Here is a 20,287-nt window from a genome sequence, read left to right as displayed (position 1 = left end):
TTCACGGTGCGTTACGGCTGCTTAGGGCGGGCCAGTATAGGCATCTCCCCAATGAAAAACGCGCCCTGAGGCGCGTTTTGGCGTATTGAAAAAGTCGTTCCCGGCGGAGAGTGTGAGATTCGAACTCACGGACGATTTCTCGTCGGCAGTTTTCAAGACTGCTGGTTTAAACCACTCACCCAACTCTCCGGAACTGCCGATTTTATGCCGACGGCGCCGCCCTACTCTTCGTCGGGCAGGAACATCGCCTGCAGATCGCTCAGAAAATCCAGCCCGCGCTCGGTCGGCCACACGCGGAACAGGTCGCGTGCCACAAGCCCCTTGCGCTCTGCTTCTTCAAGACCACGCTGGATCGACGTCATCGCCAGCCCCGTGCGTTCGCTGAATTGCGGCAGCGTGAAGCCCGTCTTCAGCCTCAGCGCGTTGAGCATGAACTCGAACGGCAGATCGGCCAGTGCCACTTCGTCGCTCTGCGACACCGCGGCGCCCGCGCGCGCGTTCTCCATGTACAGGCGCGGCTCGCGAAAGCGCACCTGCCGCACGATACGGTGCGCAAAGCTCAACTTGCTGTGCGCGCCGGCCCCAATACCGAGATAGTCGCCGAACTGCCAGTAGTTGAGGTTGTGCGCGCATTGGTGCCCCTCACGCGCATAGGCCGACACCTCGTAGCGCGACATGCCGTTGGCGCTGGTGCGCTCGGTGATGCGGTCGAGCATGGCGTAGGCAATGTCGTCTTCGGGCAGCGTGGGCGGGAACTTGGCGAACCAGGTGTTGGGCTCGATCGTCAGGTGGTACACCGAGATGTGCGGCGGCGCGAGGGCCAGTGCCTGCGAGAGGTCGGCGTCTAGGCCTTCCAGGGTCTGGCCCGGCAGCGCGTACATCAGGTCGAGGTTGAAGGTGTCGAAGGTGCTCGCGGCCTCTTCCAGGGCAGCGATGGCCTGCGCGCGGTCGTGCACGCGGCCCAGCGCCTTCAGGTGCTCGTCATTGAAGCTCTGCACGCCCACCGAAAGGCGCGTGACGCCGGCCGAGCGGTACGCGCGGAAGCGGTTGCGCTCGAAGGTGCCGGGGTTGGCTTCCAGCGTGATCTCGCAGTCGGGCGCGAGCTTGAGGCGTGCACGCACGTCGCCCAGCAGGCGGTCGATGGCTTGCGGCGAAAACAGGCTGGGCGTGCCGCCGCCGATGAAGATGGTATGGACCGTGCGGCCCCAGATGAGCGGCAGTGCGGCGTCGAGATCGGCTACCAGCGCGTCGATGTACGCCGCTTCGGGAATGCCGTCGATCTCGGCCTCGCTCGCCGCGCGCCATTCGTGCGAGTTGAAGTCGCAGTATGGGCATTTGCGCAGGCACCACGGCAGGTGGATGTAGAGCGACAGCGGCGGCAGCGCGCTGAGCTGCAGCGGACCGGGCCGCATCCAGTGCAGTACGTCGTTGGCCTGCGGCGCGCCCGTGGGCTGCGCCGGCAGGATCGGGAAGGTGGTGGCCATTACAGCCAGCGCTCGCGCATCAACGCCAGCATGGCCTGCGCCGCGCGGCCGCGGTGGCTGTTGGCGTTCTTCACTTCGGGCGGCAACTGGGCAAAGGTCTTGCCGAAGGCCGGCAGGAACATGACGGGGTCGAAGCCGAAGCCGTTGTCGCCAACGGGCGCGGGCGCGATCTCGCCGACCACGCGGCCGACGGCGATGAGCGGCTCGGGGTCGTCGTGGCTGCGCAGCGCGACCAGCGTGCTCACGAGCGCGGCGCGGCGGTTGGCCACGCCGTCGAGCTGTTCGAGCAGCGCCTTCACGTTGTTGGCGTCGCCCTTGGTGTAGCCGAACTGCGTGGCGTAGAAGGCGGTGTCGACGCCCGGCAGGCCGCCGAAGGCATCGACGCACAGGCCCGCGTCGTCGGCCATGGCCGGCAGGCCGGTGGCGGCGCTGGCATGGCGCGCCTTGGTCAGCGCGTTCTCGACGAAGGTGCGGAAGGGTTCTTCAGCCTCGCTCACGCCCAGCGCCGACTGAGGCACCAGGGTGACGGCCAGTTCGGCAAACAGTTGCTGGAGTTCAGCGAGCTTGCCTGCGTTGTTGGAAGCCAGAACCAGTTTCATAAAAAGTCAAAAGTGGCTGTGGCGTCCGCTCGGCGAGCGCCAGTAGCTGTTGGTCAGTTCGATGGCAGCAGCGCCTGCTGCTGCAGGGTCACTAGCTCGCCGATGCCCTTCTCGGCCAGGCCGAGCAGGATGTTCATTTCGTCGCGCGTGAAGGCCACGCCCTCGGCCGTGCCCTGCACTTCGACGAAATGGCCGGCGCCGGTCATGACGACATTCATGTCGGTGTCGCAGGCCGAGTCTTCGGTGTACTCGAGGTCGAGCAGCGGCGTGCCTTCGACGATGCCGACCGAGATGGCGGCCACGTGACCCTTGATGGGCGAGGCCTTGAGGGTGCCGGCGGCCAGCAGCTTGTTGACGGCGTCCTGCGCGGCGACAAAGGCGCCGGTGATGGCCGCGGTGCGCGTGCCGCCGTCTGCCTGCAGCACGTCGCAGTCAAGGTGGATGGTGCGTTCGCCGAGCACGGCGAGGTCGAATACGGCGCGCATCGAGCGGCCGATGAGGCGCTGGATTTCCTGCGTGCGGCCGGTCTGCTTGCCCTTGGCTGCCTCGCGGCTGCTGCGGGTGTGCGTGGCGCGCGGCAGCATGCCGTATTCGGCGGTGACCCAGCCTTCGCCGCTGCCCTTCTTGTGCGGCGGCACCTTCTCTTCGACCGAAGCGGTGCACAGCACGCGGGTCTGGCCGAACTCGATCAGCACCGAGCCTTCGGCGTGGATGGTGAAGCCGCGGGTGATGCGTACGGGGCGCAGCTGGTCGGCGGCGCGACCGCCGCTTCGTGTGAAAGCAGTCATTTGTTTGAGAACCGGAAAGAAAAAGAAAAGCCGCGCGCGCTCAGGTCTTGCGTGCGGCGGAACGGCGAATGGCTTCGTTGATTTCGGCGATGGAGCGCTCGATGGCGTCTTCGTCGAGGTCGTCGATTTCGTTGTCCGACGGCATGCCTGCCTGGATGGTCGAGGCGAACACGCCGTCTTCGATGGTTTCGGTGGACACGCCGCTGCGATCGTCGCCCGTGCTGTCGGGCATTTCCCATTCGAGCGCGATCAGCGTGACGTTGTCGCTGTGGGCGCCGCCCTTGCGCAAGGCCATCTCGGCGAGATCGGGGGCGGCGTCGGACACGGGCTTGTCGGACGAGAGAGTGTGCACGATCAGTTCGTCGTCGAGCACGCCCCAGACGCCGTCGGAGCAGAGCATGATGCGGTCGCCGCGCTGCAGCTGCAGCGGCGCCGAGACGTCGAACAGCGGCGTGGTCGGCGAGCCGAGGCAGGTCAGCAGCAGATTGCGGTTGACGGGCATGTCGGAGCCGTGCGGCTTGGGGCGTTCGGCATGCGAGTGGTCGCGCGTGCGCACCAGCAGGCGGCCGTCGCGCACGACGTACAGGCGCGAATCGCCGCAGTGCATCCAGGTGGCGGTCGTGCCCTGGAGCACGGCCGCGACGACGGTGGTGCGCGGCGTGTCGAGCATGGCCTTATGGCTCGCGTAACGCATGATCTGCTGATGCGCGGCCATGGCCGACTCGGCCAGGAAGGCCTTCGCGTCCTTCACGACCGGGCGCGCCTCGCGCTGGTAGAGCGCGGCAATGGTCTGCAGCGCCAGCTGCGCCGCAACCTCGCCTTCCGGGTGGCCGCCCATGCCGTCGGCCAGCACGAACAGGCTCGATTCCCGCGTGTAGCAATAGCCCATGCGGTCTTCGTTCTTGAGACGTCCGCCCTTGCGGCTGACCTGGAAGACGGAGAATTTCATGATGTCATGCAGGGCGCGTGGTGGGCGCAGCAGCCTTGGGCAGACTCTTCTTGTCGAAGGAGCGGATGTTGTCGATCGACAGGCGCACTTTCTCGCCCACCGTGAGCTTGGTGTAGCGGCGCTCGCCTTCGCGGCTGAGCTCCTTCTGCAGCGCGAAGACCGATTGCGGGCGCGACAGCGGGTCGAGCGACATGCACCACTCGACCACCTCGATCAGGTTGTCGGAGTACACGCCCCGCAGGCGCGACAGCGACAGGCTGAGCCGGTCTTTCTCGATGCGCCGCGGCGCGTCATTGGGCGGATAACCCTGCATGCAGGCGTAGATGCAGGCGCCGATGGCGTAGATGTCGGTCCACGGGCCCATCGAGGAGTCGCGCCGGTACATCTCGGGGGCGGCGAAGCCGGGGGTGTACATCGGGCGGATGAAGATGCCTTCCTTGCTGAGCACTTCGCGCGCGGCGCCGAAGTCGATCAGCACGGCGCGGTCGTCGTCGGTGACGAAGATGTTGGCCGGCTTGATGTCCAGGTGCAGCATCTTGTACTGGTGGACGATGCGCAGGCCGCGCAGGATCTCGTCGAACAGCGAACGGATGGTCGACTCGCGAAACACCTTCTGCTTCTTCAGGTCGCGCGCCGTGACCACGAAATCCTGCAGGGTCGCGCCCTCCAGGTAGTTCATGACCATGTAGACGGTTTCGTTCTCGCGGAAGAAATTGAGCACGCTGACCACCGAGGCGTGCGAGATCTGCGCAAGCGAGCGGCCCTCTTCGAAGAAGCTCTTGAGCCCCAGCCGGTAGAGTGACAGCTTCTCCGGCGGCACCTGCGGCGCGAGCTCGCCCGGCCCCCGCGTGGCAAGCGAAGACGGCAGATATTCCTTGATAGCCACCTGCTGTCCGCTGGGGTCGATGGCGAGATAGACGACACCGAACCCACCTGCGGAAAGCCGGCGTACAACGCGGTAACCACCAATGACCGTATCGGGCAACAGGGGCGTAGGCTTGACCTTTGACATAATCCGGGAGTTTCGCCCGAAGGCGATGGTGCGGCAAGCGAACGCCGTGCCGACGCCTCGGTGCATGCAAGCAAAACCACAGTGAGGCGCAATGCCAGTTTACAGCATGACCGGCTACGCCAGCGGCCAGAACGGGTCCGCAGGCAGCCACTCCGAAGCCGAGGCACGGCCTGCCGCCGCGGGTCGGCTCGGGGTAGAAATCCGCTCGGTCAACAGCCGCTTCCTCGATCTCACCTTCAAGTTGCCGGAGGAACTGCGCCAGCATGAAACCGCGCTGCGCGAGCTGCTCACGGGCAAGCTCAAGCGCGGCAAGGTCGAAGTACGGGCCGCCATCGAGAACACGGCCCAAGCAGGTGTGGTCGAGCCCTCCGTCAAGCTGCTCCAGCGGCTCAACGGGGTGCAGGACAGCATCAAGGCCTGGTTGCCCAGCGCCCGCGACCTGAGCGTGGCCGACGTGCTGCGCCTGGCCGGCGGCGACAGCGCCGCCCGCGGCGACTGGGGCCCCGACCTGCTCGATGTCGCCGGAAAAGCGCTCGAAGGCCTGATGTCGGCCCGCCAGCGCGAAGGCGCGCGGCTGGCCAAGATGCTCGAAGCCCATCTGGGCCAGTTGCGCACCCTGGTGCTGCAGGCGGGCCCGCTGGTGCCGCAACTGGTCGAACAGCAGCGCACCCGCTTCCTGGAGCGCTGGCAGGAGGCCATGGGCCTGACCGCCGGTACGGGCGGCACGCTGCCCGAAGCCGCCCAGGACCGCGCGCTGACCGAAGCCACCGCCTTTGCGATCCGCATCGACGTGGCCGAGGAGCTCACCCGGCTGAACTCGCACCTCGACGAGATCGAGCGGCTGCTCAAAAAGGGCGGAGAAATCGGCAAGCGCCTCGACTTCCTGATCCAGGAGCTGCACCGCGAGGCCAACACCCTGGGCTCGAAGTCGGCGGCGCTGGAGCTCACGCGCATCGGCGTGGACATGAAGGTCCTGATCGAGCAGATGCGCGAGCAGGTGCAGAACATCGAATGACGACGAGCGAAAGAATGGATTACCCCGGCAATATCTTCGTGGTGGCCGCGCCCAGCGGGGCCGGCAAATCGAGCCTGGTCAAGGCGCTCATGGAGCTCGATTCGGCCGTGCAGCCCTCGGTTTCGCACACGACCCGGTCGCCGCGCGGGCAGGAAAAGCACGGCCGCGAGTACTTTTTTGCCTCGCCGACGGAGTTCGACGCCCTGATCGCGGCAGACGGCTTCGTGGAATGGGCCCATGTGCACGGGCACCGGTACGGCACCTCCAAGAGGGCCATCGAGGAGCGGATCGCCCAGGGGGCCGACGTCATCCTCGAAATCGACTTCCAGGGTGCACTGCAGATCCGCAAGACCTTTGCCAACGCGGTCATGATCTTCATCCTGCCGCCCAGCTGGGAAGAATTGCGCTCCCGCCTCGAACGGCGCGGCGAAGACAGCGCCTCGGTCATCGAATTGCGCCTGAAGAACGCCGCCGAAGAGATGGCCCGGGCGGGGGAATTCGACTTCGTTATAATCAACGAGTTATTTGAGCGCGCGCTTTTCGATCTCAAGGCGATCGTCCACGCTCAGCGGCTCCGGTATTCCGCACAGCGCCGTGCACGTGCCGACACATTCGCCGCACTGAACATCCCCTGATATCCGAGTTCATCCGCTCACAGACAGAAAGATTCTCATCATGGCCCGCATCACCGTCGAAGACTGTCTCGTCAATATTCCGAACCGTTTCCAGCTCGTCCTGGCCGCCACGTACCGTGCGCGCATGCTGAGCCAGGGCCATGCCCCCAAGATCGAGAGCAAGAACAAGCCCGCCGTGACCGCCCTGCGCGAAATCGCCGAAGGCAAGATCGGCCTTGAAATGCTCAAGAAGGTGCCGGGCTGATCTGACGCAGCCCTGCAACGAAAAGGCACCGCAAAGCGGTGCTTTTTTTATGCCTGAACGCGTCCATACAGCGGTCACGCTAAAGTGGTAGCCATGAGCGCGGTAGCCAAATCTCAGTCCCATGCCCCCAAGGGCACGCCGAAGCCGAGTCCGGCTGCGCTGAACGCGGCCGCCGCAAGCTTTGCCGCACTGACCGCGCGCCTCGACTACCTGAGCCCCGAAGACACCGAGCTGGTCCGCCGCGCCTACCGCTTCGCCGACGAGGCCCACCTCGGACAGCTGCGCAATAGCGGCGAGCCGTACATCACCCACCCCATCGCCGTGGCGGCGCAATGCGCCGAGTGGAAGCTCGATGCGCAGGCGCTGATGGCCGCCCTGCTCCACGACGCCATCGAAGACTGCGGCGTCACCAAGCCCGAACTCATCGAGCGCTTTGGCGCCCCGGTGGCCGAACTGGTCGACGGGCTCACCAAGCTCGACAAGCTGCAGTTCAACACCCGCGAAGAAAACCAGGCCGAGTCGTTCCGCAAGATGCTGCTGGCCATGGCGCGCGACGTGCGCGTGATCCTGGTCAAGCTGGCGGACCGCACGCACAACATGCGCACGCTGGCCGATGCGCCGCGCGAGAAGTGGGGTCGCATCTCGCGCGAAACGCTGGAGATCTACGCGCCCATCGCGCATCGCCTCGGGCTGAACCAGACTTACCGCGAGCTGCAGGAGCTGTCGTTCCGGCATCTGAAACCTTGGCGCTATGCCACGCTGTCGAAAGCCGTGGCCAAGGCGCGGGGCCGACGCCGCGACCTGATCCAGAAGGTGCAGCGCGAGGTCGAAACCGCCTTTGCCGCAGCAAACATGACGCTGCGCATCGCGGGGCGCGAGAAAACGCTCTATTCGATCTATCGCAAGATGGAAGAAAAGCACCTGAGCTTCGCCCAGGTGACCGACATCTACGGCTTTCGCCTGATCGTGCCGAACGTGATCGCCTGCTACACCGGCCTGGGCATCCTGCACCAGATGTATAAGCCCCTGCCGGGCAAGTTCAAGGACCACATCGCGATCGCCAAGCTCAACGGCTACCAGTCGCTGCACACCACGCTCGTCGGCCCTGCCGGCGTGAGCGTCGAGTTCCAGCTTCGGACCGAGGCGATGCACGTGGTGGCCGAGTCAGGCGTGGCTGCACACTGGCTGTACAAGGCGGCCGAACCGAACGCGGCCAGCAACGACCGGCTGGGCACCAAGTGGCTGCAGTCGCTGCTCGACATCCAGGACGAAACACGCGACGCCGCCGAGTTCTGGGACCACGTCAAGGTCGACCTGTTTCCGGATGCTGTCTATGTGTTCACGCCAAAGAGCCAGATCATGGCCCTGCCCCGCGGCGCCACGGTGGTCGACTTTGCCTACGCCATCCACAGCAACATCGGCGACCACACTTCGGCCGCGCGCATCAACGGCGACCAGGTGCCGCTGCGCACCGAGCTCAAGAACGGCGATGTGGTCGAGGTGATCACAGCGCCGGTGTCGACGCCCAACCCGGCTTGGCTGGGCTTCGTGCGAACCGGCCGGGCGCGCTCCAAGATCCGCCACTATCTGAAGACCCTGGCGCACGCCGAGTCGGAAGGCCTTGGCGAAAAGCTGCTCGCGCAGGCGCTGCGCGCCGAAGGCCTGAGCAAGCTGCCCGAGGAAGACGAGGAACACCAGGCGCTGTGGGAGAAGCTGCTGCGCTTCACCGGCAACCGCACCCGCTCCGAACTGCTGACCGACATTGGCCTGGGCAAGCGCATTGCCAGCATCGTCGCGAAGCGGCTGGTGGCAATGCTCTCCGAGTTGGGCGAACGACCTGACGCACTACTGCTGAGCCGCGAGCGCTTCATCTCGCACGAGACCGTGTCGCAGGGCGCGGTCACGCTGGACGGCAGCGAGAACTCGTCGGTGCGCTTTGCGCTGTGCTGCCGGCCGATTCCGGGCGATCAGATCGTCGGCTACCTCGGCCATGGCGAAGGTCTGGTAGTACACACGGAAGACTGCGGTGTCGGCCAGCGGCTGCGCCATAAAGATAGCGAGCGCTTCTTCGCCGTCGAATGGGCAGATGAACCCACACGAGCCTTCGAGACCGGCGTGGTCATCACCGTGCGCAATGACAAGGGCGTGCTGGCGCGGGTCGCAGCCACGCTGGCCGATGCGGAAGCAGACATCACACATGTGGAAATGGCCGACGAAACCCCGCAGGATTCGACCGACCTGCGCTTCGTGATCGCCGTGCGCGACCGCACGCATCTGGATGCGGTGTTGCGCGCCGCCCGACGTACCGCGTCGGTGCTGACCGCATCGAGGACGGTTCCCGCCCCCTGAGGCGCCGTTACGCCGCGGTTGGGCGCGGCGCCGGATAGCTCACGGACAGAATCTCGACCTCGTGCGCCCCGCCCGGCGTGACGAGCTTCACCACGTCGCCTTCGCGCGACTTGAGCAGCGCCCGCGCAATCGGCGAAATCCAGCTGACCTGCGACTTCGCGCTCTCCGCTTCGTCGATGCCGAGGATCGTGACGCTGCGCTCGTCACCCATCTCGTCGATATAGCGAACGGTGGCGCCGAAGAAGATCTGATCGCGACCGTGGTGCACCGAGGGATCGGTGACCTCCGCGATTTCAAGGCGCTTGGTGAGAAAACGGATGCGGCGATCGATCTCGCGCAGGCGCTTCTTGCCGTAGAGGTAGTCGCCATTCTCGGAGCGGTCACCGTTCTTGGCCGCCCAATGCACGGTTTCGACGATCTTCGGCCGCTCCTCGTCCATCAGCTGCAACAGTTCGTCGCGCAGGCGCGCGTAGCCTTCGGGGGTGATGTAGTTCTTGCTGCCTGCGGGCAACGGAGGCAAAGCGCCATCAGCGCCGTCGTCATCCCCGTCAGAGTCTGTTTCCTTGGTGAATGCCTTGCTCAAAGCAGAATCCTCCAAATGAAAAAAGCCCGCAACTTTCGTTGCGAGCTTTTCTTGTAATGGTGCGGCTGGCAGGAATTGAACCCACGACCCCTTGGTTCGTAGCCAAGTACTCTATCCAACTGAGCTACAGCCGCACAGCTTGCAATTATAGCTCGCTTTCTTCGGCCCTTTTTGCATTTGCCCGGCCGAATCCACGCGAAGGCACAAAAGAAAAATGCCCGGAAGATGAATCTTCCGGGCATTTCTGGAGATGGTGCGGCTGGCAGGAATTGAACCCACGACCCCTTGGTTCGTAGCCAAGTACTCTATCCAACTGAGCTACAGCCGCTGAGCCTTCGATTATAGCCTGTTCTGAGGCTCGTTCCGAAAACGGGCAAAACAAGAAGCGGTGGTAGGCCGTGATGGGCTTGAACCATCGACCAACGGATTATGAGTCCGTAGAAATGATCATTCCAGAGTATTCGGTTTCGTCGCTAGAATCAATGTAGATCAACAACCTTCCCCTCTGTAGATGGCCTGTAGCAGGCCTGTGAGCGTTGATCAATATTCCGAAAAATACTTGTAGCTTGGCTACATGATGGCTACACAGCGAAGGACGCCTGATGGCTCGCCCTCCCAAAAGCAAAGCGGTAGATCTCTCTGAGCCCGTAGACCTCACAGCCGGTGTCATCGAGCGGTTGAACTGCCCCGATGGCAAGCAACAGGCGTTTCTGAGGGACAGCAAAGCACCTGGCCTGCGGGTACGTGTCACTGCCAACGGCGCAAAGTCCTTCGTTTTTGAAGCAAAGCTGGATCGTCAGACCATCCGCCGGACCATCGGCGATGTGAGGGCATGGCGGATCGACGCCGCCCGAGCTGAGGCCTTCCGGCTCCGAGTGACAATGGACGGAGGCAACGACCCCCGCGAGGTGGCGCGCCAACAACAAGAAGCCAGAGCAGAGACAGCTGCGCAAGCCAAGCAGGACGCAGTCACGGTCGGCGACGCGTGGAAGGTATATCTACAAGCCCGCAAACCTAGTTGGGGAGTTCGTCACTACGCCGACCACGAGAAGCTCGCCCAAGAGGGCGGGAAGACCATCAAGCGCGGGACCAGAGGAACCGGTCAGACGAAGCCAGGGCCGCTCCATCCCCTCCTCTCCATGAAGCTCTCAGACCTCACGCCGGACGCAGTAGAGGCATGGTCCGCTCAGCAGGGACAGGAGCGCAAGACATATGGCCGCCTAGCCTGGCGATGCCTGAAAGCCTTCATAGCCTGGTGCGGCGAGGAACCCGACTACAAGCGCATCGTGGATCCGGACGCCGCGAAGACCAGAAAGACTCGAGACGCCTTCGGGAAGGCTGGGAAGAAGAAAGATGTTTTACTGAAGGAGCAGCTACCCGCATGGTTCACGGCAGTGAAAGCACTGCCGAGCCCGACACTCTCGGCCTATCTCCAGACATTGCTACTGATCGGGGCTCGCCGCGGCGAACTGCTTGCTCTGAAATGGGCCGACATAGACGAGCGTTGGAAGAGCATCACTATTCGCGACAAGGTGGAAGGCGACAGGCAGATCCCGCTGACGCCGTATGTGTGGCATCTGATATCCGCCCTGCCCCGCGTGAATCAATTCGTGTTCGCCAGCCCAGTGAAAGAGAAAGCCCACCTCTCTGATCCAAACGGCGGGATGACGGATGCCTGTATCGCAGCAGGACTGGAGGGCCTGACTCTCCATGGTTTGCGCCGCTCATTCAAGAGCCTGACAGAGTGGCTGGAAATACCTGCGGGCGTCGTCGCACAGATCATGGGCCACAAGCCCAGCGCCACGGCCGAGAAACACTACACCGTGCGCCCGCTCGACCTGTTGCGCGTTCATCATGAGCGCATCGAAGCGTGGATTCTGGAGCAAGCAGGGGTCAAGTTCGATCCAGCCGAGAACGCCTCCAGCCAGCCCGGGTAAGCGAAGAAGAGTCGAACGCCACGACTCTTTCCCATACAGCCGCCCTCTTCTCGCTAGTTGCGGTGTTCGACCAGCGAGAGGGCATCGCCTAGGCGCGAAAACGCCAAAACGGCCACCCCACGACCCTACAAAACCTACGAAAGGGGCTTTTGTTGCCCCGCCAGTTTTTGCGAGAAATCAGCGCCAGACGACTTTTGTAAGTTTTGCATCGTATTCAGCCGGGCGTTGTCTGAACGTCAATGGGAAGCATCGAGATAGATCTCAGCTCGGCCGCATTTTGCAGCCCTGCCTCCTGCTTCTTCACGCTACGAGTTGCTTGTGACCCGGGAGGCGCCCATATGAGAGCTTCCCTAGCTAAAAACTGGTTTCTTCATGGCAGGCTAATCAGGTAGTTCCGCTAGGTATTCACGAGCCCATTCCTCTCCCATCGCCGCAGCACGTCCGTACCAGACCTTCGCCAGTTTGGTCTTACCCTCATTTCTGTACTGCGAGCCAAGTGCCGTCGCACCATACGCACTCCCTTGCCGAAACGCAGATTTGTAAAGCTGCTTGGCAAGCAGAGTGTTTTTGACAACGCCTTCTCCTTCGGAATACAAGTTCCCGAGATTGACTTTTGCCTCTACCGACCCCAGTGCGGCAGACCGCTTGAAATTTCTAACTGCTGTAGTCAGGTTCCCTGAGTCATACGCTTCGCACGCCGCCTCCAACAGAACGCGTGCATCGTGACGATCCTTGGGGCTAATAAGAAAACTAGTCCGCCTTCTTTTCATAGATATCCACCTATCAACACAACTCGGGCCCAGGGAGCGGCGGAGGCATCACTATTTCGCATAAAGGACATACCAGCGGCACGATTCCTTTTAATGGCAGCGGGGGTAACCATGGAGGGCGTTTTTTGTACTTAGGCTTGCCCGATTGCGGGTCGTCCTGCCAGCCCCAACCTGGTTTTTTGGGGTCATCCTTCCAATGCTTTCCCGGGTTGTTTGTTGAATTTGGGCTTTTCCCATAGCCTCGCTCACCTTTCGCAAGTCCTTCGGGATCGGCATACCCAAGCGGATCTGCATCAACATACCCAAATCGATTCCACCCACCATCGAGTCCAATCGGATCTGGCTGGCTGTAGCGCCCAGTCCTAGCGTCATAGCTGCGGAAGTAGTTGTAGCTCAGCCCCGACTCCTCGTCCGCATACTGTCCCGGATACCGCAGGTTGAACTTCACCTCGGCGATGTTCGTGGTGCCTGGATTCGGCGTCGTCTCCAGATTGGCGAAGCGGTTCCTCGCCAGCGTCGGCTTGTCTTCCCCGAACGCGCTGTAGCTCCACTGCCAGACCGCTTGCCCGTCCGCGTTCGTGAGCTTGCGCGGCGTGTTCAGGTGATCGCTGTGTACCGCGTAGGTCGCACCGTCAATCACCGCCGCAATCGGCATCGGCCCGTTGGCCGTGGGCAGGTAGATGTACTGCGCCTGGCCCGCGCTGTTCGTGCCGCCGCTGCCCACCTCCGCGAGCAGGGTGCCCTGCTCGTCGTAGACATACGCGTAGCCCAGTTGCTCCGCCTGCGTCGTCGCCGGACTCCACAGCTTCGTGAAAAACGCGATCAGGCTCTGCATGAAGCCCGGGTCGGCCTCGTCGCCCTGGCTGGGCGGGTACAGAGGCTCCGTCTTGAACACCCGCTGCCCCAGCGCGTTATGCGCATAGCGCGTGGTCGGGCTGACATCGGTCGCGCCCGTCGTCGCCGCGGCAAGCCGCCCTTCGGCGTCGTAGGTGTAGCTGCGCAGGCCGTCGGTGAGCAGGTCTCCGTTGGCGTTGTAGCCGTAGGTGACGCTGGTGTTGCTCGCGCTGTTGATGCTTTGGGTGAAGCCCTCCAGGCGATTGCTCATGGGGCCGACCTGGTAGGCACGGGTGGTGCTCTGTCCGTTGGCAACCCGCAAGCTGTGCATCCGGTTGCCGTTCGGGTCATAGCCGAAGTTGGCCGTGTCGCCCGCGGTATCGAACCCAGTGATGCGCCCCACGGCGTTGTAGCCCACGGTCCAGGTGCGGGGCACCATGGCGATGGTGTTGCTCGCGGGATCGGTGTCACCGGGCTGGAAAAGCTGCTGCGTCAGGCTGGTGATGCGGCCCGCGGGGTCGTAGATGTAGTTGCTGAAGTCGGTGGCCATCAGCCGGCCCGCGGTGTCATAGGCGCGGAAGGCCGGCACGATGGAATTCGCGAGAGCCCAGGTCCAGGTTGTGGGCTGTCCCAACGGATTCCAGGTGATGCCGGTGATGAGCGGCGCGCCGTTCCAGTTCATGGCCGACACGCGGCCCGTCTGGTCGTAGATGTAGGTCAGCGACGGCCCACCGGGGTAGACGACCCTCATCAGCGCACCGTTGGGGCTGTACTCGTAGTTGACTTGCTGCACGCTGCCGTTGATCAGCGTCTGCTTCTTGAGCGTCACACGGCCGAAGGCATCGCGGGTGTACTCGGTGGTGCCGCTGCGGTCGATGATCTCCGAGAGATACCCCTTGCTGTTGGCCGTGAGGTCGTAGCGCAGGGTGGTGGTCTTGCCGTCGGCGAAGACCAGCCCGGTGGGGCGGCCCAAGGCGTCTCGGGTGATGGTGGTGGCCTGACCGAGCGCATCGATGATGTGCGTGGGCAGCCCCAGCGCGTCGTACTGGGTGTTGGCCGCGCCCGTGTCGGTGCTGGCTTCAGTGGTGGCGTTGCCTTGGGCGTCGCGGGCGTAGGTGGTGACTACGTCCTTGAAGTCCTTGGCTTCGGTGACGGCATCGAGGGCGTTGTACTTGAGGGTGGCGGTGGCGCTAGCCGCATCGGTCACGGCCTTGACGCGGCGCAGGCCGTCCAGGCCGTACTGGGTGCTTTGGTTCAGGCCGTTGGTCGCGGTGATCAGCTCGCCATTGGCGTCGTAGCCGAAGGAGCTGGCCTGGTTCGGGCCTTCGGTCTTGGCACTCAGGCGGTTGATGTTGTTGATGGTGCGCGCCGTGTTCCACGCCACGTTGCCGGCGCTGTCCTTGATCTGCTCGGCGGTGCGGTTGCCCATGCCGTCGAGGGTGTAGGTGCCAGACTCGCCTCGGTTGTTGCTCCAGCCAGTCAGGCGGTGGGCGGCGTCGTAGCTGTAGGTCAGCACGAGACCGGTGGGCAGCGTGATGGTCTCGACGGTGCCGTAGGGCCTGTAGGTGAGCGTGGTGGTCTGGCCGCCGATGTTCTTGGTCAACAGGCGGTCGCGGGCGTCGTAGGTGTAGGTGGTGACTAGGCCATTGGGGGCAGTGGTGCTGGTGACGCGGTTGGAGAGGTCGTAGCCATACTGAGTCACGTGGCCCAAGGCGCTGGTCGATGTGAGGACGTTGCCCCGGGTGTCGTAGGTGTAGCTCGTCACTGCACCGTTGGGCTCTGTGGCCGTATCAACGAGCTGCGATGTGTTGTAGGTCCACTGCCAGAGCTGGGCCTTGTTGGTGGCTGTGTCGGTGACGGTCTTGGACAGCGTGTTGCCCAAGGCATCGTAGGTGTAGGCGGTGGTGCGGCCAGCTTCGGTGATCAGTGCGGGGAGGCTGAAGGTTGGGTGCCATTGGGTGGTGACGGTCCGGGCGTCGGGTGTGCCGGAGGCGTAGACCACGACGGTGGGCAAGCGGCGAGCAGTGTCCCAGGTCGTGGTGGTGACAATGCCCTTGAAGTCTGTCTCGCTGGTGATCAGTCCATTGGCATCTTGCACACGCGAGACAGCATCAGCTTCACCTGTGCCTGATGGCAGGGAACCGGCCGTGACTGCAAGCTTGCCTTGATTCGTCCCGTATGTATAACGACGACGAGTTCCCAACGGATCAATAACAGATACGCCACCTGTGTAGTAGTAATAGTCAACCTGGTAGTAATCGGCAACCCCGGCCAAGTAGCTGCTGGTGGCGAGACCTTGTGGGTCGTAAGAAAAGATGGCGAAATGCCCCCCCGCTTCGTCGTAGATATCGGTCAACGCCTGCGGGAATGGGGAGTAGTCGTACTTGAAAACTCGTGTCCTAGCATCTGGGTATGTGATGCTAGATAGGCGCCCAACGACGTCGTAGGCATAGCCGATAGAACGCAAGTCGGGCGTAACGACAGAAATCAGTTGTCCCGCAGCGTTGTATCCCAGAGTCAAAGTGCGGCCAAAAGAATTAGTGATGGTCGCAAGTTGGCCGCTAGGGTAGTAGGCGTAGACAGTGCCCCAGCCATTGCGCTGTGTGTGCGATAGCAGCTTGCCATCTGCAGCGAAGACCATCGAACTGTCATCATCCGCGCGACGGTAAGCCCAGTCGCCGTTGCTGGCCTGTGCAAGGACGTCAGCGCTGTTGCCCGCAGTCCAGAGGGATGCACCTGGGGCTCTGCTGAACATGCGCTGATAGCCTTCAGCACCAATGACCACCGCTGAGGTCGGACTGGTACTTGGCGTCGCTTTCAGGACCGCGGAGTGATTGTGTGTCCAAGGCTTTCCCAAAGGACCTGCGACTCTCGTAGGGTCTGCACCCCACGTGCTGCGGTAAGTTCGGACGAACGAAAGTGGAGATGGTCCGCTGTCTTTGAAATCCGTCTCTGATCGGTATTTCTCGCCGGTGACTGGCAAGATGGGGTGTGGCGTTCCCGCTCCATCGATGTTGATCTTGCATTGGCCACCAGTTTCACTGCCAGCCGGTGGCTCTGGGGAAGGTGCCGCAACACAAATAGCGAGCGCGGGATCTTCTTGGTGGCCCTTGATGCAGTCACAACCGCCGGTAACCGAAACGCTGTTGTCTGGACATTTTGTTCTTCGGACAACCGCAGAGTCGAAATGAGCAAAACCATCCGGGCCATAGTCGAATCTGCAAAGCCAGTAGCTCTGTATAGGAAGTAGCACCTGCGTACCAGCTATGCCCTCGAAGGCCGAGAACATCTTGTCGCAGACCTCTTGCGGCGTTGACGATGGATATTCACCATTGGCATTGCCGCTGTACTCAACTGTCACGGGCACCACCGCCATCGCTTGCCCGATCCCCAGGAGCACAAGCGCGATGGAGAGGACCAGACCCCGAAGATGGCGGCTAGCCACTCTCGCTGCGCGGTGATGCCCCCTCGACCTGCGCTGAGCCAATGTCAGCAACCCGCTCAAAACCCGCATCGCGCTCTCCCTCATGCTTCTCGTTTGCGTGCACGAACATCACCGGCCCACTCTTCTTTGGCCGTGACGATCAGTACTTCAATATTTTTCTGGGACGGTTGGCCCCCCCCGAGGCGACACGCGCTCTCGCGCCGCGCATGCCGTACAAGTTGTTTCAGATTAGTTGAGCAGCCCTCGGCAACCAAGAGCAATTTCGGCCGGCACAGCCATGCTGAATGGAAAAGTACGCAGGAGCTGCGTCTTGCGTTGTTGCTCGACGACATGAGCGGGGCGCAAACGGACGGCTGGATCAACCGTCTTGCGGTCGTGGGGCCGAAGAGCCTCGCCACCCCTTGCCGAGCGGCTGGTCTAATCCGCGCCGAAAACAATCACTGCCCGAGGATGCCTGGACGTGCTGCCGACCTCAAACTGGCCACCGCAATCAGGTCGCGCGCAAGGTGGCGGGCAGTCGTCTTTTAAACCTGAACGAGAAGTTGCTCTTTCGTCGTGGATTGGATCTGCCCCGTTGCTGTTGACATGCTCATCGACTGGAGCCCGACGATGAGCTGTGTTCGGCGACCTTGAGCAAACGGCTCTCACATGAATATGTGAGGGCGCTCGCAAACCCTTGGTTAACTGATCGAGCGAAGGTTCAGACTGCGACTTCATTCAAACGAGGAGACACCATGAAGAAGATTGCAGTGCTGATTGCCGCCTTGCGTCTGAGTCTGGGTGCGCTCGCGCACTCAGGGGGGACAGACAAGAACGGCTGCCATCGTGATCACAAAACTGGCGGCACCCATTGCCACTAATGAAGGAACGAGCATGAAATCGATCATCTTTTTGGCAGTCGCTCTCACTCTCGGCTCTCACGCCTTTGCCAAGGGTGGGGGTGGACACAGTTCGAGCAGCTACAGCAGCTCCCACGCGTACAGCTCCGGATCGTCAGGCGGAAGCCATTCGACCAGCGGCTACACCAAGAGCAACGGAACCTATGTCGCACCGAGCCACGCGACCAATCCGAACGGCACCAAGGCGGACAACTGGTCCACCAAGGGCAACGTGAATCCGTACACCGGCAAGCCAGGAACCAAGTCCCCAGACTGAGAGAGTCGAGCCCAAGAGCTTTGCTCCCTGGTCTTTCGTAGGTTTTGTAGCCCTCCAGGCTGGGCGTTTTCGTGATTCAGACCGCCATCAGTTGTACATGAGAGCTTCCGTGAGAGCTACGCGCGCGAGCCAAGGGCACCGAATTGGTGCACTGGGGACAGAACGGACCTCTTCGAGCAGGCGTTGCTGCGCGCCTACCGATTTTTTGGTATTGACCACCCCCTACCTCAAGCTGACATTCATAAAGATCTGCCCACGCGTGCCGGAACATCAGAAGCGCCTGCGTGAGTCCTTTTTACTTCACAAGATCTGAAGGTTATCTTTATGCCTATGCATGCAGCAGCGCTTCGCTTGTTTCTCGCCGAATGCACAGCAACGGCGTTAAAGGAAGAAATCGAATCGAAAGGGTCGCTGGCCAGCGCATTGCAGATTCGCCATAAGATCCGGGATACCGATCTTGATCGGATATTTACCTTGGCAAATGAGGCTGACGCAAATTCATTTAGGCGGTGCTATTACGTCTACACGCTGCAGTTGTACGCTGGCTCAGCCTATAGCACCCTAGAGCCCATCATGAATGCCAGCCCTGGTGTGCTGGCTGGGGTGCAAGTTACACCCCATTGGGACCCTCAGAAAACTCATAGTCTTGGCTCCATTTACGCTGCGGAGCCAATGAATCTTTTCCCGGGTTGGGCCCTAACCAACGCGCGAAATAATCGGAACATGCTCGATGCTCATTTTTTGATGGTGCATAAGGATGGGGGCATATCGACCGATCTTCATGGGGCATCATCTTCAGGTTCAAAAAGTCAAACTGTCGGAATGCAAATTTCAGAGGCGCTAGATCCTCTGGACGAACTGGCGACTGAAGACCGACTTGGGGGCGGAAAGCCGAGCGGGCTTAAACAAATTTATTCCCCATACAGTAAAAATCTCAAAGAAAAAGAACCCGCCATGTCAGGAAAGATAAAAAAACTGCATGGCGAAGAAAGGAGGCCTTACAACGTCTCGCAGGCGATCTCTAAATTTGAGAAACTGTCAAAATATATGGCCAATTCAACGCTTGCCGGCGAGCATCACTATCGTCTTCTATTTGATAGCTTGGCATTGCAAAAATTGACCGACGTGAATTTGTTGTCTGCTCAAAAATATTGGAGCCGCCATCGCGGTGTAGTCATGAAGGAGATCGATATGGTCTTAACAGATCTCCGTCGTGAAAGCGCTTCAGATCATGCGATGACACTACGGCACTACAAATAGCGGCGGCTTCCTGGGTGACCTCGACCGGCCCGATGCCGCTATAGGCGATAGACCCGTCCTTCAGCGAGGTGACCGTCCAGCGCTCGGCGCCACGGCTAGGCGTGACCTTGTAGTCACCCGGCGCCAGCGGCAAGAGCTGCACTTCGCGCGCGGTGTCGCTGTACCAGGCGGGGGTGTAGAGGACAGCCGGTTCGGAAGAGAAAAAGTCGGCTTGGCTCATCGCTTGATTGTCGCGGGCTAGAACAGGTCGAGTTGCGGCGGCTACTCGATGCCTTGCCTCTCGACCGGCACCACCTGCCAGATTTGCCGGTGTTCCTTGATGCGCAGATTCCCCAGCTCATCCCGCCAGGTTTCGCGCTGCGCCATGCAGCGCATCCTGGCCGTGCCGTGTTGCTCCCACAGATCCACGGTCACGGCGTAGGTTTCGGATGTGTCCCGATCTCGGTTCATCTTGCCGATGGTGACCATCCCGCGCATGGGCGGCTCTCTCCGTCTTGGCGGCAGGCGCTCGCCGTCTGGGGTGAGCAAGATCGTGACCTCGGCGAAGAACATGCTGTATGAATATACAGTCTCCGTCTATCGTACCGCCTATTGACGGTCGAGAAACAAAATGCTTCCATGGATGGTGTAAACCTTGCTAAGGTGGTTGCAGGAGCAAGGAAGACCAAAACAAGGAATTTCCGTGATCGACGACGGTCAAATTGTCAGCTTAGGGGAGCGCTCCTACGTTGCTCCAGACAGACCGGCGTCAGGATATAGCTGTCGTTGTCGTGCGGACATCAACGACAACATTCCTGAAAACGCGGAAAAGATGCCGAGGCACGCATTTGGTGAGGCATCAGGTGCATCCATTGACGAGACGGTCCGCAGGGCAAAGAAGGAAGCAACCAAGGCTCTTGGTGCGCAACCGAAGCATGTGGGTTGCAAGTGCAATCCATCGCAGTGAAGGAGAGCAGTATGAATGTCGATAGCAACGGAAAGCCTCTGGCTGATGGCGCTTTGGTTCGTCTGCTACGCGCCCCGCCCGAGTTGTTGGAGGGCCTGCCCCTAGTGGACTGCAAAGCGATCAAATGGGCTGCAAACGAGATCTTGATGCGAATGGTTGGTCAGGACGACTATGGGAATGTCGAGCTTGAGTTTGCAGACCCGGAGGGCGTCCGTCATTGGATCTTTGTGCGACCAACTGATGTCGCCTTGGCAGCGTAGTCCTGTCTGGTTTTGACGATGG

19 protein-coding genes, 4 tRNA genes and 1 pseudogene are annotated in these 20,287 nt (G+C 61.7%); 10 read left to right on the top strand and 14 right to left on the bottom strand.

Translation table 11 applies throughout. From position 1 onward, the window contains the following. Positions 1-104 precede the first annotated feature (104 nt). The 6 genes from BLW48_RS30620 to BLW48_RS30595 all read right to left on the bottom strand — a co-directional run bounded on the left by BLW48_RS30620 (position 105) and on the right by BLW48_RS30595 (position 4,832). Positions 105-189: transfer RNA gene (locus BLW48_RS30620), tRNA-Ser, on the bottom strand. A gap of 32 nt (positions 190-221) precedes the next feature. Continuing rightward, the gene (hemW, locus tag BLW48_RS30615; protein ID WP_093179320.1) at positions 222-1,484 is read right to left on the bottom strand and encodes a radical SAM family heme chaperone HemW; all 1,263 of its coding nucleotides are present in this window, start codon (positions 1,482-1,484) and stop codon (positions 222-224) included. Further along, the gene (locus tag BLW48_RS30610) at positions 1,484-2,083 is read right to left on the bottom strand and encodes a non-canonical purine NTP pyrophosphatase (protein ID WP_093081840.1); all 600 of its coding nucleotides are present in this window, start codon (positions 2,081-2,083) and stop codon (positions 1,484-1,486) included. Before BLW48_RS30610 ends, hemW begins: the two co-directional genes overlap by 1 nt. Positions 2,084-2,136: 53 nt before the next feature. Beyond that, positions 2,137-2,871, bottom strand: coding sequence for a ribonuclease PH (gene rph, locus BLW48_RS30605; protein ID WP_093059683.1), 735 nt, complete (start codon positions 2,869-2,871; stop codon positions 2,137-2,139). 40 nt (positions 2,872-2,911) lie between these two features. Beyond that, entirely contained in the window at positions 2,912-3,820 is a 909-nt protein-coding gene (locus BLW48_RS30600; RefSeq protein ID WP_093059685.1) for a PP2C family protein-serine/threonine phosphatase, read from the bottom strand. A 4-nt stretch (positions 3,821-3,824) separates the two neighbouring features. Next, positions 3,825-4,832, bottom strand: coding sequence for a serine/threonine protein kinase (locus BLW48_RS30595; RefSeq protein ID WP_042673779.1), 1,008 nt, complete (start codon positions 4,830-4,832; stop codon positions 3,825-3,827). A 91-nt stretch (positions 4,833-4,923) separates the two neighbouring features. On the opposite strand from BLW48_RS30595, the gene BLW48_RS30590 reads away from it, so the two are divergent. The 4 genes from BLW48_RS30590 (at position 4,924) to BLW48_RS30575 (ending at position 9,075) form a co-directional block, all read left to right on the top strand. Beyond that, positions 4,924-5,847, top strand: a complete 924-nt coding sequence (locus BLW48_RS30590) for a YicC/YloC family endoribonuclease (protein WP_093059687.1) — start codon at positions 4,924-4,926, stop codon at positions 5,845-5,847. Positions 5,848-5,861: 14 nt separating this feature from the next. After that, positions 5,862-6,482: a guanylate kinase gene (gene gmk, locus BLW48_RS30585; protein WP_093059689.1), complete on the top strand. Its 621-nt coding sequence runs from the start codon at positions 5,862-5,864 to the stop codon at positions 6,480-6,482. A 40-nt stretch (positions 6,483-6,522) separates the two neighbouring features. Then, entirely contained in the window at positions 6,523-6,726 is a 204-nt protein-coding gene (rpoZ, locus tag BLW48_RS30580) for a DNA-directed RNA polymerase subunit omega (protein WP_007835875.1), read from the top strand. 93 nt (positions 6,727-6,819) lie between these two features. After that, positions 6,820-9,075: a RelA/SpoT family protein gene (locus BLW48_RS30575; RefSeq protein WP_093081838.1), complete on the top strand. Its 2,256-nt coding sequence runs from the start codon at positions 6,820-6,822 to the stop codon at positions 9,073-9,075. A gap of 7 nt (positions 9,076-9,082) precedes the next feature. Here BLW48_RS30575 and greB read toward each other — a convergent pair whose 3' ends face one another. The 4 genes from greB to BLW48_RS35530 all read right to left on the bottom strand — a co-directional run bounded on the left by greB (position 9,083) and on the right by BLW48_RS35530 (position 10,157). After that, positions 9,083-9,658, bottom strand: a complete 576-nt coding sequence (greB, locus tag BLW48_RS30570; protein WP_093179318.1) for a transcription elongation factor GreB — start codon at positions 9,656-9,658, stop codon at positions 9,083-9,085. 57 nt (positions 9,659-9,715) lie between these two features. After that, positions 9,716-9,792: transfer RNA gene (locus BLW48_RS30565), tRNA-Arg, on the bottom strand. A 117-nt stretch (positions 9,793-9,909) separates the two neighbouring features. Then, positions 9,910-9,986: transfer RNA gene (locus BLW48_RS30560), tRNA-Arg, on the bottom strand. 61 nt (positions 9,987-10,047) lie between these two features. Beyond that, positions 10,048-10,157: transfer RNA gene (locus tag BLW48_RS35530), tRNA-Met, on the bottom strand. A gap of 103 nt (positions 10,158-10,260) precedes the next feature. Here BLW48_RS35530 and BLW48_RS30555 point away from each other — a divergent pair. Then, entirely contained in the window at positions 10,261-11,595 is a 1,335-nt protein-coding gene (locus tag BLW48_RS30555) for a tyrosine-type recombinase/integrase (protein ID WP_093179316.1), read from the top strand. Positions 11,596-11,975: 380 nt separating this feature from the next. On the opposite strand, the gene BLW48_RS36115 is transcribed toward BLW48_RS30555, so the two are convergent. The 3 genes and pseudogenes from BLW48_RS36115 to BLW48_RS36110 all read right to left on the bottom strand — a co-directional run. Continuing rightward, positions 11,976-12,365, bottom strand: coding sequence for a tetratricopeptide repeat protein (locus BLW48_RS36115; protein ID WP_218137547.1), 390 nt, complete (start codon positions 12,363-12,365; stop codon positions 11,976-11,978). Between the two features lie 13 nt (positions 12,366-12,378). Beyond that, positions 12,379-15,297, bottom strand: a complete 2,919-nt coding sequence (locus BLW48_RS30550) for an RHS repeat-associated core domain-containing protein (RefSeq protein WP_256331016.1) — start codon at positions 15,295-15,297, stop codon at positions 12,379-12,381. A gap of 309 nt (positions 15,298-15,606) precedes the next feature. After that, a pseudogene (locus BLW48_RS36110) lies at positions 15,607-16,488 on the bottom strand (RHS repeat domain-containing protein); the annotation flags it as partial. Positions 16,489-17,378: 890 nt separating this feature from the next. On the opposite strand from BLW48_RS36110, the gene BLW48_RS30545 reads away from it, so the two are divergent. From BLW48_RS30545 to BLW48_RS35190, 3 genes are all read left to right on the top strand, one after another. Further along, complete coding sequence (locus BLW48_RS30545) at positions 17,379-17,504, top strand: YHYH domain-containing protein (RefSeq protein ID WP_094030683.1); 126 nt, start codon at positions 17,379-17,381, stop codon at positions 17,502-17,504. A gap of 13 nt (positions 17,505-17,517) precedes the next feature. Continuing rightward, the gene (locus BLW48_RS30540) at positions 17,518-17,799 is read left to right on the top strand and encodes a hypothetical protein (protein ID WP_093179312.1); all 282 of its coding nucleotides are present in this window, start codon (positions 17,518-17,520) and stop codon (positions 17,797-17,799) included. Between the two features lie 324 nt (positions 17,800-18,123). Further along, on the top strand, positions 18,124-19,059 hold the full coding sequence (locus tag BLW48_RS35190; RefSeq protein ID WP_143047828.1) for a hypothetical protein: 936 nt from the start codon (positions 18,124-18,126) through the stop codon (positions 19,057-19,059). Between the two features lie 261 nt (positions 19,060-19,320). Here the strand turns inward: BLW48_RS35190 and BLW48_RS30530 are convergent, their stop codons facing one another. Beyond that, positions 19,321-19,611 (bottom strand): hypothetical protein, encoded by a 291-nt coding sequence (locus BLW48_RS30530; protein WP_093179310.1) that lies wholly within the window; start codon positions 19,609-19,611, stop codon positions 19,321-19,323. Positions 19,612-19,741: 130 nt separating this feature from the next. Here BLW48_RS30530 and BLW48_RS35185 point away from each other — a divergent pair, with 130 nt between their 5' ends. Continuing rightward, entirely contained in the window at positions 19,742-20,005 is a 264-nt protein-coding gene (locus BLW48_RS35185; protein ID WP_143047827.1) for a hypothetical protein, read from the top strand. Between the two features lie 11 nt (positions 20,006-20,016). Then, a complete protein-coding gene (locus tag BLW48_RS30525) occupies positions 20,017-20,265 on the top strand; it encodes a hypothetical protein (protein ID WP_093179309.1) in 249 nt (82 codons plus the stop codon). Positions 20,266-20,287: the final 22 nt, after the last annotated feature.

It is taken from the genome of Variovorax sp. YR266 (assembly GCF_900107295.1).
GTDB lineage: Bacteria > Pseudomonadota > Gammaproteobacteria > Burkholderiales > Burkholderiaceae_C > Variovorax.
Note: the sequence above shows the minus strand (reverse complement) of the source record. Positions and strands in the feature narration are given on the sequence as shown.